General features: G+C 59.6%; 12 protein-coding genes. 8 read left to right on the top strand and 4 right to left on the bottom strand.

Going from position 1 to position 16,932, the window contains the following annotated elements; genetic code table 11:
- Window positions 1–166 precede the first annotated feature (166 nt).
- A complete protein-coding gene (locus AC3IUA_RS06490; protein WP_489359651.1) occupies window positions 167–763 on the top strand; it encodes a superoxide dismutase in 597 nt (198 codons plus the stop codon).
- A 12-nt stretch (window positions 764–775) separates the two neighbouring features.
- Here AC3IUA_RS06490 and AC3IUA_RS06485 read toward each other — a convergent pair whose 3' ends face one another.
- Complete coding sequence (locus tag AC3IUA_RS06485) at window positions 776–1,195, bottom strand: hypothetical protein (RefSeq protein WP_489359650.1); 420 nt, start codon at window positions 1,193–1,195, stop codon at window positions 776–778.
- Between the two features lie 1,002 nt (window positions 1,196–2,197).
- Here AC3IUA_RS06485 and AC3IUA_RS06480 point away from each other — a divergent pair.
- The 7 genes from AC3IUA_RS06480 to AC3IUA_RS06450 all read left to right on the top strand — a co-directional run bounded on the left by AC3IUA_RS06480 (window position 2,198) and on the right by AC3IUA_RS06450 (window position 14,259).
- The gene (locus tag AC3IUA_RS06480) at window positions 2,198–4,249 is read left to right on the top strand and encodes a putative bifunctional diguanylate cyclase/phosphodiesterase (protein ID WP_489359649.1); all 2,052 of its coding nucleotides are present in this window, start codon (window positions 2,198–2,200) and stop codon (window positions 4,247–4,249) included.
- Between the two features lie 310 nt (window positions 4,250–4,559).
- The gene (locus AC3IUA_RS06475; RefSeq protein ID WP_489359648.1) at window positions 4,560–5,903 is read left to right on the top strand and encodes an imelysin family protein; all 1,344 of its coding nucleotides are present in this window, start codon (window positions 4,560–4,562) and stop codon (window positions 5,901–5,903) included.
- 259 nt (window positions 5,904–6,162) lie between these two features.
- Window positions 6,163–7,590, top strand: a complete 1,428-nt coding sequence (locus AC3IUA_RS06470; RefSeq protein WP_489359647.1) for a di-heme oxidoreductase family protein — start codon at window positions 6,163–6,165, stop codon at window positions 7,588–7,590.
- Between the two features lie 67 nt (window positions 7,591–7,657).
- Window positions 7,658–8,722, top strand: a complete 1,065-nt coding sequence (locus tag AC3IUA_RS06465) for an imelysin family protein (protein WP_489359646.1) — start codon at window positions 7,658–7,660, stop codon at window positions 8,720–8,722.
- Window positions 8,723–8,736: 14 nt separating this feature from the next.
- Window positions 8,737–9,834 carry a DUF1513 domain-containing protein gene (locus AC3IUA_RS06460; RefSeq protein ID WP_489359645.1) on the top strand — a complete coding sequence of 366 codons (1,098 nt, stop codon included), beginning with the start codon at window positions 8,737–8,739 and terminating at the stop codon, window positions 9,832–9,834.
- 233 nt (window positions 9,835–10,067) lie between these two features.
- The gene (locus tag AC3IUA_RS06455; protein WP_489359644.1) at window positions 10,068–11,219 is read left to right on the top strand and encodes an efflux RND transporter periplasmic adaptor subunit; all 1,152 of its coding nucleotides are present in this window, start codon (window positions 10,068–10,070) and stop codon (window positions 11,217–11,219) included.
- 13 nt (window positions 11,220–11,232) lie between these two features.
- Window positions 11,233–14,259: a multidrug efflux RND transporter permease subunit gene (locus AC3IUA_RS06450; RefSeq protein ID WP_489359643.1), complete on the top strand. Its 3,027-nt coding sequence runs from the start codon at window positions 11,233–11,235 to the stop codon at window positions 14,257–14,259.
- Window positions 14,260–15,122: 863 nt separating this feature from the next.
- Here AC3IUA_RS06450 and AC3IUA_RS06445 read toward each other — a convergent pair.
- From AC3IUA_RS06445 to AC3IUA_RS06435, 3 genes are read right to left on the bottom strand one after another with little or no spacing between them, the layout of a single operon-like run.
- Window positions 15,123–15,350 carry a hypothetical protein gene (locus tag AC3IUA_RS06445; protein WP_489359642.1) on the bottom strand — a complete coding sequence of 76 codons (228 nt, stop codon included), beginning with the start codon at window positions 15,348–15,350 and terminating at the stop codon, window positions 15,123–15,125.
- Window positions 15,350–16,066, bottom strand: coding sequence for a lipopolysaccharide kinase InaA family protein (locus AC3IUA_RS06440; protein ID WP_489359641.1), 717 nt, complete (start codon window positions 16,064–16,066; stop codon window positions 15,350–15,352). The genes AC3IUA_RS06445 and AC3IUA_RS06440 overlap by 1 nt, the downstream gene beginning before the upstream one ends.
- Window positions 16,067–16,070: 4 nt before the next feature.
- Window positions 16,071–16,751: a class I SAM-dependent methyltransferase gene (locus AC3IUA_RS06435; RefSeq protein ID WP_489362251.1), complete on the bottom strand. Its 681-nt coding sequence runs from the start codon at window positions 16,749–16,751 to the stop codon at window positions 16,071–16,073.
- Between the last annotated feature and the right edge of the window lie 181 nt (window positions 16,752–16,932).

Genomic DNA, 16,932 nt, shown 5'->3' with positions numbered 1-16,932 from the left:
AAGGCTCTGGAACCTCTATCCCACACAGTTGTTGCGTGGTTATGCCGCACCCCCGGTGCTATGATCCAAAACCTGCGCCGCAAAGAGTACAAACTCTCCGGCGCTAGTCTGGCCGCCCGTGATCGGCCGTGCGCTCACCGCAACTGACCTGATTAGGAGAATCACCATGGCTTTCGAATTGCCGCCGCTGCCTTATCCACACGATGCCCTGCAGCCGCACATTTCAGAGGAAACTCTGCAGTATCACCACGACAAGCACCACAACACCTACGTCGTGAACCTGAACAACCTGGTGCCAGGCACCGAGTTCGAAGGCAAGACCCTGGAAGAAATCGTCAAGACTTCTTCGGGCGGTATCTTCAACAACGCCGCTCAGGTCTGGAACCACACTTTCTACTGGAACTGCCTGGCGCCAAACGCCGGCGGTCAACCAACCGGCGCGCTGGCTGAAGCCATCAACGCGGCTTTCGGTTCGTTCGACAAGTTCAAAGAAGAATTCAGCAAAACCTCCATCGGCACCTTCGGTTCCGGTTGGGGCTGGCTGGTGAAAAAAGCTGACGGTTCCCTGGCCCTGGCCAGCACCATCGGCGCCGGCAACCCGCTGACCAGTGGCGATACCCCGCTGCTGACTTGCGATGTCTGGGAACACGCCTACTACATCGACTACCGCAACCTTCGTCCAAAGTACGTCGAAGCGTTCTGGAACCTGGTCAACTGGAAATTCGTGGCTGAGCAATTCGAAGGCAAAACCTTCACTGCTTAAGCTTCGCGCCAGTCAAAAAACCCGGCATTTGCCGGGTTTTTTTATGGGTTTTTGTTGGAGTACATATCCGTTCCTGCGGTAACGGCGGCTGGCGGTTTTTCCGAGTACATATCCGTTCCTGCGGTAACGGCGGCTGGCTGCTTTTTCGGCGTACATATCCGTTCCTGCGGTAACGGCGGCTAGCGATTTTTCGGCGTACATATCCGTTCCTGCGGTAACGGCTGCTGGCTGCTTTTTCGGCGTACATATCCCGTTCCTGCGGTAACGGCGGCTGGCTGCTTTTTTGGCGTACATATCCGTTCCTGCGGTAACGGCGGCTGGCGGCTTTTTCGGCGTACATATCCGTTCCTGCGGTAACGGCGGCTGGCGGCTTTTTCGGCGTACATATCCGTTCCTGCGGTAACGGCGGCTGGCGGCTTTTTCGGCGTACATATCCGTTCCTGCGGTAACGGCGGCTGGCGGTTTCGCCCTTACGGCGAGTCACTTTTTTTCAAACGCCAAAAAAAGTAACCAAAGAACGCTTGCCCCTCCATCCGGTCCCTCGCCCAGGCTCGGCATACCCTCGCTCCGGTGCCATCCAGGGGGCGCCGCAATGCGGCGGAACTCGGCTTCGCCGAGGGGCGCTTCGCGCCATCCCCCTGGATGACACCTCCACTCGGCTCTACTGGAAAAGGGGCCTGGTCCTAGCCTGTGAGGGCAATGTTTATCAGAACCATTGAAGAACTGTCACGGACGGTTTTTGCTTCGCTTGTTCGCTTGTTCGCTTGTTCGCTTGTTCGCTTGTTCGCGTTCGCTTTGGCTCTGGCTCTGGCTCTGGCTCTGGCTCTGGCTTGGCTTTTGATCTTGATCTTGATCTTGATCTTGATCTTGATCTACCCGCCCCTTCGGCAGGCCGAGTGGAGGTGTTCATCAGGGGGGTGGCGCGTAGCGCCGTCAGCGCAGCTGACTCCGCCGCATTGCGGCGCCCCATGATGGACACCGGAACGAGGGAACACCGAGCCTTGGCGAGGTGCCGTACGCTCGGGGCAAGCCTTTTTGGGTCCTTTTGTGGCGTTTGACAAAAGGGCCTCGCCGTAAGGGCGAAACCCTAAGTGGCCGTTACCGCAGAAATGGATATGTACACCGACCATCAAGTGCCAGGCCGGCTGTCAGGCCGCCTTCGAGCAAGTCAGCCCCACAAGGATCCAATTTTCCCTTGCCCCAACGCCATGGCACGCTAACATCATCCTACTGGGAAAAACTCACGCACACCCCTCAAGTTGTACAGGGTTGCTACCGACACAGTACTAATCGCCTGAACAAACCAGGAAACCGCATTTTGGCCAAGCATCCAGACGAAACATCCTGTGCTTGATTGTCCCTTTGACTGCCATCACGGGATTGCCAATACTCATGGCAACTTGACGCTACCCGCACGGAACAAGGAATAGCCCTTTGAAGCTGGAACTCAAAAACAGCTTGTCGGTGAAGTTGCTCCGGGTTGTGCTGCTGTCGGCATTGATCGTCGGCGTGGTTCTGAGCTGCGCGCAGATCGTTTTCGATGCCTACAAGACACGGCAAGCGGTGGCCGGCGATGCCCAGCGCATCCTCGACATGTTCCGCGACCCATCGACCCAGGCGGTGTACAGCCTCGATCGGGAGATGGGCATGCAGGTGATCGAAGGTCTGTTTCAGGATGACGCAGTGCGTATGGCCTCCATCGGCCATCCCAATGAAACCATGCTCGCGGAAAAACACCGTGAACTGCAAAAGTCGGCCAGTCGCTGGCTGACCGACCTGATTCTCGGCCAGGAACGCACCTTTACCACGCAACTGGTGGGCCGCGGCCCCTACAGCGAGTATTACGGCGACCTCAGCATCACCCTCGATACCGCTACCTATGGCCAGGGGTTTATCGTCAATTCGGTGATCATCTTTATTGCCGGAGTGCTTCGCGCCCTGGCTATGGGTCTGGTGCTGTATCTGGTCTATCACTGGCTATTGACCAAGCCACTGTCACGGATCATCGAACACCTGACCGAGATCAACCCCGACCGCCCCAGTGAACACAAAATCCCGCAGCTCAAGGGCCACGAGAAAAACGAGTTGGGTATCTGGATCAGTACCGCCAATCAACTGCTCGAGTCCATTGAACGCAACACCCACCTGCGCCATGAAGCGGAAAACAGCCTGCTGCGCATGGCCCAGTACGACTTCCTTACGGGTCTGCCAAATCGTCAGCAGTTGCAGCAACAACTGGACAAGATCCTGGTGGATGCCGGACGTTTGCAACGCCGGGTCGCGGTGATCTGTGTCGGCCTCGATGACTTCAAGAGCATCAACGAACAATTCAGCTACCAGACCGGTGACCAATTGCTATTGGCCCTGGCCGACCGATTGCGCGCTCACAGCGGGCGCCTGGGCGCCCTCGCCCGTCTGGGTGGTGACCAGTTCGCCCTGGTTCAGGCTGATATCGAACAGCCTTATGAAGCCGCCGAGTTGGCGCAAAGCATTCTCGATGATCTGGAAGCGGCCTTCGCCCTCGATCATCAGGAGATCCGTCTGCGGGCCACGATCGGTATCACGTTGTTCCCGGAGGACGGCGACAGCACCGAGAAGCTGTTGCAGAAAGCCGAACAGACCATGACCCTGGCCAAGACCCGTTCGCGCAACCGCTACCAGTTCTATATCGCCAGCGTCGACAGCGAAATGCGTCGCCGCCGGGAGCTGGAAAAAGACCTGCGCGAGGCCCTGACTCGCGAACAGTTCTACCTCGTCTACCAACCGCAGATCAGTTACCGCGATCACCGCGTGGTCGGGGTTGAAGCGCTGATTCGCTGGCAGCACCCGGAGCACGGCCTGGTGCCACCGGATCTGTTTATCCCGCTGGCTGAACAGAACGGCACCATCATCGCCATCGGCGAATGGGTACTCGACCAGGCCTGCCGCCAGCTACGCGAATGGCATGATCAGGGTTTTGCCGATTTGCGCATGGCGGTCAACCTGTCCACCGTGCAGTTGCACCACGCCGAGCTGCCTCGGGTGGTCAACAATCTGCTGCAGATGTATCGCCTGCCGCCGCGCAGTCTGGAACTGGAGGTCACCGAAACCGGCCTGATGGAAGACATCAGCACCGCCGCCCAGCATCTGCTCAGCCTGCGCCGTTCCGGGGCGTTGATCGCTATCGATGACTTCGGCACCGGCTACTCGTCCCTGAGTTATCTGAAAAGCCTGCCCTTGGACAAGATCAAGATCGACAAGAGTTTCGTCCAGGACCTGCTGGATGACGACGACGATGCCACCATCGTTCGGGCGATCATTCAGTTAGGCAAGAGCCTGGGCATGCAGGTGATTGCCGAGGGCGTGGAGACCGCCGAGCAGGAGGCCTACATCATCTCCGAAGGCTGTCACGAGGGTCAGGGCTATCACTACAGCAAGCCTCTGCCGGCCAGGGAATTGAGTGCTTATTTGAAGCAGGCCCAACGCAGTAATGCCGCCATCTTCTGACACACGCTGACGAACGTAGCAGCTGCCGAAGGCTGCGTCCGGTTGCGCAGCAGCCGTAAATCCTGAGGCCGCGGTTAGGCTGACACAACGCAGTGCCTGATTTCACGACTGCTGCGCAGCCGAACGCAGGCTTCGCCAGCTGCTACAGAGCCGAATGCTGCCTTCGCCAGCTGCGACAAAGTGCCACCACCGCGTGAATACGAAATATTTACAAACGCAACCCTTTACACATAATGCAAATCTTTCGCATTATGTTGCAGTTTTGCGCGCCCGCGCGCCTGTCCACCTCTCTCGAAGCAGGATGTTCGCCATGATTCGTATGCCTCTGGCTACCGCCAGTCTGTTGGCCATCGCTATTTCCCTCGCCGGTTGTGGCGAAGGCAAAGACAAGGCCGCCGCTCCGCAAGCGCCTACTCCGACTGCCAGCACTGCAGCCCCGGCAGTTCCTGCTGCTGCCGGTAAAGTTGATGAAGCCGCTGCCAAAGCCGTTGTCGCGCATTACGCCGACATCGTCTTCGCCGTCTACAGTGATGCCGAATCCACCGCGAAAACCCTGCAAACCGCCGTCGACGCGTTCCTCGCCAAGCCGAACGCCGACACCCTGAAAGCCGCCAAGGCTGCCTGGGTCGCTGCGCGCGTGCCTTACTTGCAGAGTGAAGTGTTCCGTTTCGGCAACACTATCGTCGACGATTGGGAAGGCCAGCTTAATGCATGGCCACTGGACGAAGGCCTGATCGACTACGTCGACAAATCCTACGAACACGCGCTGGGTAACCCGGGCGCCACCGCCAACATCATCGCCAACACCGAAGTTCAGGTCGGCGAAGACAAGGTCGACGTGAAGGACATCACCCCGGAAAAACTCGCCAGCCTCAATGAGCTGGGCGGTTCCGAAGCCAACGTTGCCACCGGCTACCACGCCATCGAATTCCTGCTCTGGGGCCAGGACCTGAACGGCACCGGCCCTGGCGCCGGCAACCGTCCAGCTTCCGACTTCATGGAAGGCAAAGGCGCCACCGGCGGTCATAACGATCGTCGTCGTGCTTACCTGAAATCCGTCACCCAACTGCTGGTCAGCGACCTGGAAGAAATGGTCGGTAACTGGAAGCCGAACGTGGCTGACAACTACCGCGCCACTCTGGAAGCCGAACCCACCGATACCGGCCTGCGTAAAATGCTCTTCGGCATGGGCAGCCTGTCCCTGGGTGAACTGGCGGGCGAGCGCATGAAGGTTTCCCTGGAAGCCAACTCGCCGGAAGACGAACACGACTGCTTCAGCGATAACACCCACTACTCGCAGTTCTACGATGCCAAAGGCATTCGCAACGTGTACCTGGGCGAATACAGCCGTGTCGACGGCACCAGGATGACCGGCGCCAGCCTGTCCTCGCTGGTCGCCAAAGCCGACCCGGCCGCCGACACCGCGCTGAAAGCTGACCTGGCGGCTACCGAAGCCAAGATGCAAGTGATCGTCGACCACGCCAACAAGGGTGAGCACTACGACCAGCTGATCGCCGCAGGCAATACTGCCGGCAATCAGATCGTTCGCGACGCCATCGCTTCGCTGGTCAAGCAGACCGGTTCGATCGAACAGGCGGCCGGCAAACTGGGCATCACCGACCTGAACCCGGATAACGCTGATCACGAGTTCTGATCACGAGTTGTTTGAGTCAATAGAAAGGCGACCTTCGGGTCGCCCTTTTTTGTGGGGCAGTCATTGATCGGCTGGAGATTCTGGCTGGAATGGAAACCGACCCCCTGGGGAGAGGGGTGGATCTAACAGCCACCACAAAATCCTGCTCTGCCCCCAGAATCCTTGCCCCACATCAAACTAAACGCTAATTCCTCTTATTCAAATTCAGCTGCCCTGTTAGACTTTGCGCCCTTGTTTTGCTCGTCCTGCAGGAAGTCTGATGCCCTCGCTGCCGCTTCGCTTGTCCACTCTGTTGCTGGCCTTGGGCCTGAGTGCCTGCGATGACGTCCCGCATTTCACCAAGGCCGAGCCCGGTGAAGCCCGCTCCGGTGGCAATGCGACGGTGAGAAAGACCGATCAGAACGCCTTTTCCCTGCCCTCGGCCAACCTGTCGCCGACCCGGCGCCTGGATTTCAGTGTCGGCAACAGTTTCTTTCGCAGCCCTTGGGTGATTGCCCCAGCGACCACTACCGCACGCGACGGGTTGGGCCCGCTGTTCAATTCCAACGGTTGCCAGAACTGCCACATCAAGGACGGTCGCGGTCACCCGCCGGCCCCCGATGCGAGCAACTCGGTGTCGATGCTGGTCCGCCTGTCGATCCCCAATGCCCCGGCCTATGCCAAAGCCATCGAGCAGCTCGGCGTAGTACCGGAACCGGTCTACGGTGGGCAACTCCAGGACATGTCGGTTCCCGGCGTCGTGCCGGAGGGCAAAGTGCGGGTCGACTACACCCCGGTGCCGGTACGCTTCAAGGACGGCAGCGAAGTCGAACTGCACAAACCGAAACTGCACATCAGCCAACTCGGCTACGGGCCCATGCACCCGGATACACGCTTCTCGGCCCGGATCGCACCGCCAATGATTGGCCTGGGCCTGCTCGAAGCCATCTCCGATGCCGACATTCTGCGCAACGCCGACCCGCAAGATCAGGATAACAACGGCATCGCCGGGCGACCGAACCAGGTCTGGGATGACGCGCAACAGACAACCGTGCTCGGGCGCTTCGGCTGGAAAGCCGGCCAGCCCACGCTCAATCAACAGAACGTTCACGCATTTTCCGGCGACATGGGCCTGACCACCCGCCTGAAACCCGTGGATGACTGCACCCAGACCCAGGCCGGCTGCCTGCAGGCGCCCAACGGCAATGGCCCGGACGGTGAGCCGGAGGTCAGTGACAACATCCTGCGTCTGGTGCTGTTCTACAGCCGCAACCTCGCCGTTCCGGCCCGCCGGGACGTGAGTTCGCCGCAGGTGCTCGCCGGTAAAAGCCTGTTCTATCAGGCCGGCTGCCAGTCCTGCCACACGCCGAAATTCACCACGGCGGCCAATGCCGCAGAACCTGAACTGGCCAACCAGGTGATTCGCCCTTACAGCGACCTGCTGCTGCACGACATGGGCGAAGGGCTGGCCGACAATCGCACGGAATTCCAGGCCAGCGGCCGCGACTGGCGCACGCCGCCGTTGTGGGGTATCGGCCTGACACAAACAGTCAGTGGCCATACCCGGTTTCTGCATGACGGCCGTGCCCGCAACCTGCTTGAAGCGGTGCTCTGGCACGGCGGCGAAGCCCGGGCGGCACAGCAACAGGTTTTGACGTTCAATGCCGAGCAGCGCGCCGCGTTGCTGGCATTCCTGAATTCTCTATAACGCTTTCCCTAAGCTTTCACCCAAAGCTTTCCACCCAAGCTTTCTACCCAAAGAAAGGGAGCCCGACATGTTCCGCCCCAAACTGTTGTTCACCAGCCTTGCCGCACTCGCCCTGGGCGCCTGCTCGCCGCAGGATCCTCAAGCAGTCACCTCGGCGGCCATCGCCAAGCAAGTGATTCTGCCAACCTACAGCCGCTGGGTCGAAGCCGACCGCCAATTGGCGATCAGCGCGCTGGCGTTCTGTGAAGGCAAGTCAAACCTGGACACCGCGCGGGCCGATTTCCACCACGCACAAAAAGCCTGGGCCGAGCTGCAACCGCTGCTGATCGGTCCGCTGGCCGAGGGCAACCGGGCCTGGCAGGTGCAGTTCTGGCCGGACAAGAAGAACCTGGTCGGCCGTCAGGTCGAACAACTGGTCAGCGCCCAGCCGCAGATCGATGCCGCCGCCCTGGCCAAGTCCAGCGTGGTGGTACAAGGCCTGTCGGCCTACGAATACATCCTGTTCGACAGCAAGGTCGACATGGCCGATAGCGCGCAGAAAGCCCGCTACTGCCCCCTGCTGACGGCCATTGGCGAACGCCAGAAAATCCTCGCCGAAGAGATCCTGTCACGCTGGAACACCAACGACGGCATGCTCGCGCAGATGAGCAAATTCCCGAACCAGCGCTACGCCGATTCACACGAAGCCATCGCCGATCTGCTGCGCGTGCAAGTCACCGCGCTGGACACCCTGAAGAAAAAACTCGGCACCCCGATGGGCCGTCAGAGCAAGGGCATTCCACAACCATTCCAGGCCGATGCCTGGCGCAGCCAGTCTTCGCTGCTCAGCCTGGAAGCCAGCCTGTCCGCGGCCAAAACCGTCTGGGTCGGGGTCGACAACAAAGGCCTGCGTGGTCTGTTGCCTGCCGAACAGAAGCCCTTGGCGGAGAAGATCGATGCCGCCTACGCCGCCTCGCTGAAACTGTTCGCCAGCAGCCAGCGTTCATTGACTGAAATGCTCAGCGACGATGCCGGTCGCCAGCAACTCAATGACCTTTACGACAGCCTCAACGTGGTCCACCGCCTGCACGAAGGCGAACTGGCCAAGGCGCTGGGCATCCAACTGGGCTTCAACGCCAACGACGGTGACTGATGAGGGTTAGCTCCATGCTGCGACGCCAGGCGTTGACTTTAGGCAGTTTGTTGCTGGGTGCGGTGACGCTGGGCGGCTGGACGCTGTTTCGGCAAAAGGACCAAAGCCCGCTGCTGCTCTCGGCGCGCAACGATGGCGACGGCCAGCACTATGCCGTCGGTTATCGGCTGGATGGCACCCAAGTGTTCGCCACCCGGGTCGGCCAGCGCTGCCACGACATCATCAATCATCCGACGCTGCCGATTGCCCTGTTCGTCGCCCGGCGCCCCGGGACCGAGAGTTACCTGATCGATCTGCGCGACGGCACGCTGTTGCAGACTCTGGTCTCGCAGCCGAACCGGCATTTCTATGGTCACGCGGTGATTCACCAGAGCGGTGACTGGCTCTACGCCACCGAAAACGACACCACCGATCCGGGTCGCGGCCTGCTTGGCGTGTACCGCTTCGAAGGTGAACGATTGGTTCACTCCGGCGAGCTTTCCACCCATGGCATCGGCCCGCATCAGGTGTCATGGATGCCCGACGGTGAAACCCTGGTGGTGGCCAATGGCGGAATCCGTACAGAGGCCGAAAGCCGGGTCGAGATGAACCTCAATGCCATGCAGCCAAGCCTGGTGCTGATGCAGCGCGACGGCAGGTTACTGAGCAAAGAAACCCTCGCCCAGTCGATGAACAGCGTGCGTCACCTGGGCATTGCCAGCGACGGCACCATCGTCGCCGGCCAGCAGTTCATGGGCGATGCCCACGAGTCCTCCGAGCTGCTGGCGATCAAGCGCCCCGGCGAGCCTTTTGTGGCCTTCCCGGTTGCCGAGCAGCAGTTGCAGGCCATGGGGCACTACACCGCCAGCGTCGCGGTGCACAGCGAATTGCGCCTGGTGGCGCTCACCGCACCGCGGGGCAACCGCTTCTTTATCTGGGACCTGGACACCGCTCAACTGCGCCTCGACGCGCCGTTGCCCGACTGTGCCGGGGTCGGCGCCGTGGCCGATGGCTTCGTCGTCACCTCGGGTCAGGGACGTTGCCGATTCTACGATTGTCGTCAGACGCCGCTGGTTGCCAAACCCCTTGAGTTACCCGCGGGGCTCTGGGACAACCATCTGCATTTGATCTAAGATTTTCGGCATCAACGAGGCCGCCAAGATCGCAGCCTTCGGCAGCTCCTACGCGGACCGAGGCGCGCCTCGATATTGAGGCAGGCCACATTCCGTAGGAACTGCCGAAGGCTGCGATCTTTCAGGGCTATGCACAATCCTCAGACGAGCATATAGAATCAGCGGCACGCCGGGCGTAATGTCCCGTCTGTCTCATCTTGTCTGTTTCAGCTTTTTTTCCAAGGAACCGGAATATGCTGCGCCGCCGCATGCTGATCATGTTGGGTGTTGTCCTGCTTATCGTACTGATGCTGGCCGGCTATAAAGCCTTCTCCATCTATCAGGAGATCCAGGTGTTTTCTGCGCCACAACCACCGGTGAGCGTGGCGGTGGCCACTGCCACTGAACGTCCGTGGCAAGGCCGTCTACCCACAGTCGGCACGCTCAAGGCATTGCAAGGGGTCGATTTGAGCCTGGAGACTGACGGGACGGTCAAGGAAGTGCAGTTCCAGTCCGGACAGAAGGTCAAGTCCGGCCAGCCGCTCGTGCAACTCGACAGCGCGGTGGAAAGCGCCCTGCTGGAAACCGCCCAGGCCGACCTCGGCCTCTCGCAACTGGACTACGGCCGAGGCAGTCAGCTGGTGGGCAGCCAGGCGATTTCCAAAGGCGAATTCGACCGGCTCTCGGCACTGCTGCACAAGAACAAAGCCACGGTCAACCAGCTCAAGGCTATCCTGGCGAAGAAACACATCGTCGCGCCCTTCAGCGGCACCATCGGTATCCGTCAGGTGGATGTCGGCGACTACCTGCCCAGCGGCACGATGATCGCCACCTTGCAGGACCTGAGCAGCCTCTACGTCGACTTCTTCGTGCCGGAGCAGGCGATACCGAAAATTGCCCTGGGGCAACCGGTTCAGGTCACCGTCTCGGCCTACCCGACGCAGAACTTCCCCGGAACCATCAGCGCGATCAACCCGAAAGTCGAAGACAGCACCCGCAACGTGCTGGTGCGCGCGACCCTGGCCAATCCGGAAGGCAAGTTGCTGCCTGGCATGTTCGCCAGCCTGCAAGTGATACTGCCGGACCCTCAGCCAAAGATTGTGGTACCGGAAAGCGCGATCACCTACACCCTCTATGGCAATTCGATATTTGTGGTGGCGCAGAAAAAAGCCGCCGACGGTAGCGTCGAGAAGGACGCCAACGGGCAACCGGTACTGATCGCCGAGCGACGCTTTATCGAGACCGGCGAGCGGCGCGACGGGCTGGTGCTGGTCACCAAAGGCCTGCAGAACGGCGAACAAGTGGTCAGCGCCGGTCAGATCAAACTGACCAACGACGCCCACATTGCCATCAGCCCCGACAAGCATTTGCCAGCCGAACAGAACAGCCAGCCCCGCGCTGACTGATCAAGGAATCCCCATGGCTTTTACCGATCCGTTCATCCGCCGCCCGGTGCTCGCCACCGTCATCAGCCTGTTGATCGTGCTACTGGGCGTCCAGGCCTGGAGCAAGCTGCCGCTGCGCCAGTATCCGCAGATGGAAAACGCCCTGATCACCGTGACCACCGCCTACCCCGGGGCCAATGCCGAAACCATCCAGGGTTACATCACCCAGCCGATGCAGCAGAGCCTGGCGAGTGCCGAAGGCATCGATTACATGACCTCGGTCAGCCGGCAGAATTTCTCGGTGATTTCGATCTATGCGCGAATCGGCGCCAACAGCGACCGGTTGTTCACCGAGCTGCTGGCCAAGGCCAACGAGGTCAAGAACCAGCTACCCCAGGATGCCGAAGACCCGGTGCTGAGCAAGGAGGCTGCGGACGCCTCGGCGCTGATGTACATCAGCTTCTTCAGCAATGACCTGAGCAACCCGCAGATCACCGACTACCTGTCACGGGTGATCCAGCCGAAACTGGCGACCTTGCCAGGCATGGCTGAAGCCGAGATTCTTGGCAACCAGGTGTTCGCCATGCGCCTGTGGCTGGACCCGGTCAAGCTCGCCGGCTACGGCCTCAGCGCCAGTGATGTGACCGATGCGGTACGTCGTTACAACTTCCTCTCCGCCGCCGGCGAGGTGAAAGGCGAGTACGTGGTCACCAGCATCAACGCCAACACCGAGCTCAAGTCCGCCGAGGCCTTTGCCGCTATCGCGCTGAAAACCGAGGGTGACAGCCGGGTGCTGCTCAGTGATGTGGCACGGGTGGAAATGGGCGCCGAGAACTACGACACCGTCAGCTCCTTCGGGGGTACGCCGTCGGTGTACATCGGCATCAAGGCCACCCCCGCCGCCAACCCGCTGGACGTGATCAAGGAAGTACGCAAGATCATGCCGGAGCTGGAAGCCCAACTGCCAACGAACCTGAAAGCGGAGATCGCCTACGACGCCACGCTGTTTATTCAGGCGTCGATCAATGAGGTGGTGAAAACCCTGTTTGAAGCGGTGCTGATCGTGATTGTCGTGGTGTTCCTGTTCCTCGGCGCGCTGCGTTCGGTGCTGATTCCGGTGATCACCATCCCGCTGTCGATGATTGGCGTGATGTTTTTCATGCAGCTGATGGGTTACTCGATCAACCTGTTGACCTTGCTGGCGATGGTGCTGGCCATCGGGCTGGTGGTGGACGATGCGATCGTGGTGGTGGAGAACATCCACCGGCACATCGAAGAAGGCAAGACACCGCTCGACGCCGCCATAGAGGGCGCTCGGGAAATTGCCATGCCGGTGGTTTCGATGACCATCACCCTGGCTGCGGTCTACGCGCCCATCGGGTTTCTCGAAGGCCTGACCGGGGCGTTGTTCAAGGAGTTTGCGCTGACCCTGGCCGGTGCGGTAGTGATCTCCGGGATCGTCGCCCTGACCCTGTCGCCAATGATGTGCGCCCTGCTCTTGCGCCACGATGAAAATCCGACCGGCCTGGCCCATCGCCTCGACCTGATTTTCGATGGCTTGAAGCGCCGCTATCAGAGCCTGCTTCACGGCACCCTCAACACCCGGCCGGTGGTGCTGGTGTTCGCCGTGATCGTCCTGTGCCTGATCCCGGTACTGCTGAAGTTCACCAAGTCGGAACTGGCGCCGGATGAAGATCAGGGTGTCGTCTTCATAATGGCCAGCGCACCACAGCCGACCAACCTCGACTACCTCAACACCTACACCGACGAATTCGTCACCATCTTCAAAGAGTTCCCCGAGTACTACTCATCGTTCCAGATCAACGGTTTCAACGGGGTACAATCGGGGATCGGCGGTTTCCTGCTCAAACCGTGGAGCGAGCGCAGCCGGACCCAGATGCAAATTCTCCCCGAGATTCAAGGCAAGCTCGCCGCCGTCACCGGGCTGCAAATCTTTGGCTTCAACCTGCCGTCCTTGCCGGGTACCGGTGAGGGCATGCCATTCGCGTTCATCATCAACACCCCGAACGACTATGAGTCGCTGCTGCAAATCGCCGACCGAGTGAAAAAACGCGCGCTGGAATCCGGCAAGTTCGCTTTTCTCGACATCGACCTGGCCTTTGACAAGCCTGAGGTAGTGGTCGATATCGACCGTGCCAAAGCCGCGCAGATGGGCGTTTCAATGCAGGACCTGGGGGGCACTCTGGCGACATTGCTCGGTGAGGCGGAAATCAACCGCTTCACCATCGAAGGCCGCAGTTACAAGGTGATTGCCCAGGTAGAACGAGTCTACCGCGACAATCCAGACTGGCTGAGCAACTACTACGTGAAAAACACCGCGGGCGTAGCGCTGCCACTGTCCACCCTGATTACCGTCTCCGAGCGAGCTCGACCGCGGCAGCTGAATCAGTTCCAGCAGCTTAACTCGGCGACGATTTCGGGCGTTCCGCTCGTCAGCATGGGCGAAGCGATCGAGACTGTGCGCCAGATCGGCCAAGAGGAAGCCGGGTCGGGGTATGCCTTCGATTATGGCGGCGCTTCCCGGCAATTCGTCCAGGAAGGCAGCGCGTTGTGGGTGACTTTTGCCTTGGCGCTGGCCATCATCTTTCTGGTGCTGGCGGCGCAATTCGAAAGCTTCCGCGACCCGCTGGTGATCCTGGTGACCGTCCCGCTGTCGATCTGTGGTGCGCTGATCCCGCTGTTCCTGGGTTGGTCGAGCATGAATATCTATACCCAGGTCGGACTGGTGACCTTGATCGGGTTGATCAGCAAGCATGGCATCCTGATCGTCGAGTTTGCCAACCAGTTGCGCAAGGACAAGGGCATGTCGGCCCGGGAAGCCGTGGAAGAAGCCGCGGCAATTCGCTTGCGCCCGGTGTTGATGACTACCGCGGCGATGGTGTTCGGTATGGTGCCGTTGATCATCGCCACTGGCGCGGGTGCGGTCAGCCGGTTCGATATCGGGACGGTGATCGCCACCGGGATGTCGATCGGTACGCTGTTCACCTTGTTCGTGCTGCCTTGCGTCTACACCCTGCTGGCCAAGCCGGATAAGCGTTGAGGTTTACCAGCCTGCGAACGCCAGCGTTTTTTTTCCAAGTGCATATCTATTTCTGCGGTAACGGCTGCTGGCGGTTTTTTCGAGTACATATCCGTTCTTGCGGTAACGGCGGCTGGCGGTTTTTCCGAGTACATATCCGTTCCTGCGGTAACGGCGGCTGGCGGTTTCGCCCTTACGGCGAGTCACTTTTTTTCAAACGCCAAAAAAAGTAACCAAAAAACGCTTGCCCCTCCATCCGGTCCCTCGCCAAGGCTCGGCATACCCTCGCTCCGGCGCCATCCAGGGGGCGCCGCAATGCGGCGGAACTCGGCTTCGCCGAGGGGCGCTTCGCGCCATCCCCCTGGATGACACCTCCACTCGGCTCTACTGGAAAAGGGGCCTGGTCCTAGCCTGTGAGAGCAATGCTTATCAGAACCATTGAAGAACTGTCACGGACGGTTTTTGCTTCGCTTGTTCGCTTTCGCTTTCGCTCTGGCTCTGGCTCTGGCTCTGGCTTTTGATCTTGATCTTGATCTTGATCTACCCGCCCCTTCGGCAGGCCGAGTGGAGGTGTTCATCAGGGGGGTGGCGCGTAGCGCCGTCAGCGCAGCTGACTCCGCCGCATTGCGGCGCCCCATGATGGACACCGGAACGAGGGAACACCGAGCCTTGGCGAGGTGCCGTACGCTCGGGGCAAGCCTTTTTGGGTCCTTTTGTGGCGTTTGACAAAAGGGCCTCGCCGTAAGGGCGAAACCCTAAGTGGCCGTTACCGCAGAAATGGATATGTACACCGCCCCTCAAGCGCCAAGCCGCCTTCGCGGGCAAGCCACGCACATACCAAAAGACCTCGCAATGCGAGGCCTTTTATCCGGGTTTCATTTTCTTCAACTCTGTGGCCTCATTCCCTGAGATATTCCGAACATGAACAGCAGAAAATCCTGATCGGGTTTTGTTACCACGGCTGCCTTGGCTTTCCGTGGCAAGGGGCAATGCGCGTCGCTGTGCATTGCGCTGAGGACCTGTGTGCGGGGCTGTTCCCAAGCAGCTACCGCCCAAGAAGTAATTGCCAAGGCTCCAATCAAGAACAAACCTCGAGCAACTTCTAGTTTCATTACTCTAAACCTTTGATAGCGCTGCCAAACGCCGTGCTATAAAAATAGCTGAGTTTCTGCCAGTCCGTAGGGCTCCACGACGAATGGCGACGCAGTTGTTTCATGTCGTGGACGGCAGCAAAAGTACTGCTCAGACGCCGTCGGGACTTCTCCAGATCCAGCAAGGCCACCTCGACCCGGGCCGCTTCATCTTCACCCGTCACCCGCACGAAAATATGCTTGGCATAGAGACATCCATGCTGCCATCGGCCTTTGTGCATGCGCGCCAGAGTCGCGGCCAACTCTTGCAGCAGACGCTCATGCACGTCCTCGCCATGGCGCTCGCGCCCACCGGCGGCATACCAATTGTCTATTTCCAGGAAACCCTCCAGTGCCGCAGTCACCAACAGCGCTCGCCATTGATGCTGAGCATCGCGTTGCGCCCCGCAAAACACCAATTCCGGTACCCGCACATCCAGTAAACGCAGGCCATTGAGGGCATCACGCTCACGCAGCACCGTCGGCCGCCCGAAAGGGTGCAGCCAACTGCGGTAGATATGCCCGATCTGACGTTTCGAATAGAGCAATCGACCATGACTGCTCAGAATCCGTTGTACGCCGCTTTCCCCGCCGCGGCGTTGGTTGGGCTCTTCTACCCACTCACCGCGTAAATTCCAGAAGTAGTCAAAGCGGTCTTCAGAAGGGACGTCCGCTTCTGAAGCATGTTTAACTGCCATCCGGTTACCTCTTGCGTAATACGTACACTCGCCACATGGCGTAGAGCGGAATAAAGTCCAGATGTTCCTGAATCCGGAAACCGGCCTGTTCGAACTCTTCCTCTACCGTAGCGGCGGGTAACACAAATCTATTTTGGTAACTCTCCTGCCCACCTTCCTCCAGGCGCTTTTTCTCCATGCGCTTGCGTTTCCAGGCCTTGAAGTTGCCATCGACCCACAGGGAGATGATCACGCTGTCGCGAGTAACACGCTGAAACTCACGCAACAGGGCCATTCGATGACTGGACTCGCCGATGTGATGAAGCAAACGCATGCAAAAAATGCTGTCGACGGCGTTATCCGGCAAGTCAATGGCAAATGCTGATGTCTGCAAGGGTTGTACCCTTTTCACCACGTCGGCGGGCTGGGCCAGCATGGCGATCTGCAGCATGGCTTGGGAGTTGTCGGCGCCGATGATGACGCGATTCGGTTTTCTCGCCAGCAACGGCCAGAACCGCCCGGCGCCGCAAGGCAGGTCAAGCACCAGACCGGGCTCTGCGGCTAGCGCAAGCGCGCGTGAGGCCAGTTGTTCGTCGCGTGTATGAGACAACTTGCGAGCCAGGCCGTCCTGGTGCTTGAGCAAATACTCGCGCGCGTGCTGTTCGGTGTATTTTTCAGAAAATTCAAGTTTGATCGGCGCCGCCATCATCAGGGTCTCCTGTAACTGATGGCTCCACCTTAGGCCGTGGCATGTCGTCGTCAGGTCATCGAGTTGTGAAAACTTTGTCCCGTCCAATCCTGATGCATTTCAAGATTTTACAAGCAGCCAGCAATGGCTCAAGGCCACTGCCGGCTAAGGCTTCGGGTCATTGCAAGCCTTGGGGAGC

The sequence above is a fragment of the Pseudomonas sp. KH_050 genome (assembly GCF_057838875.1).
Note: the sequence above shows the minus strand (reverse complement) of the source record. Positions and strands in the feature narration are given on the sequence as shown.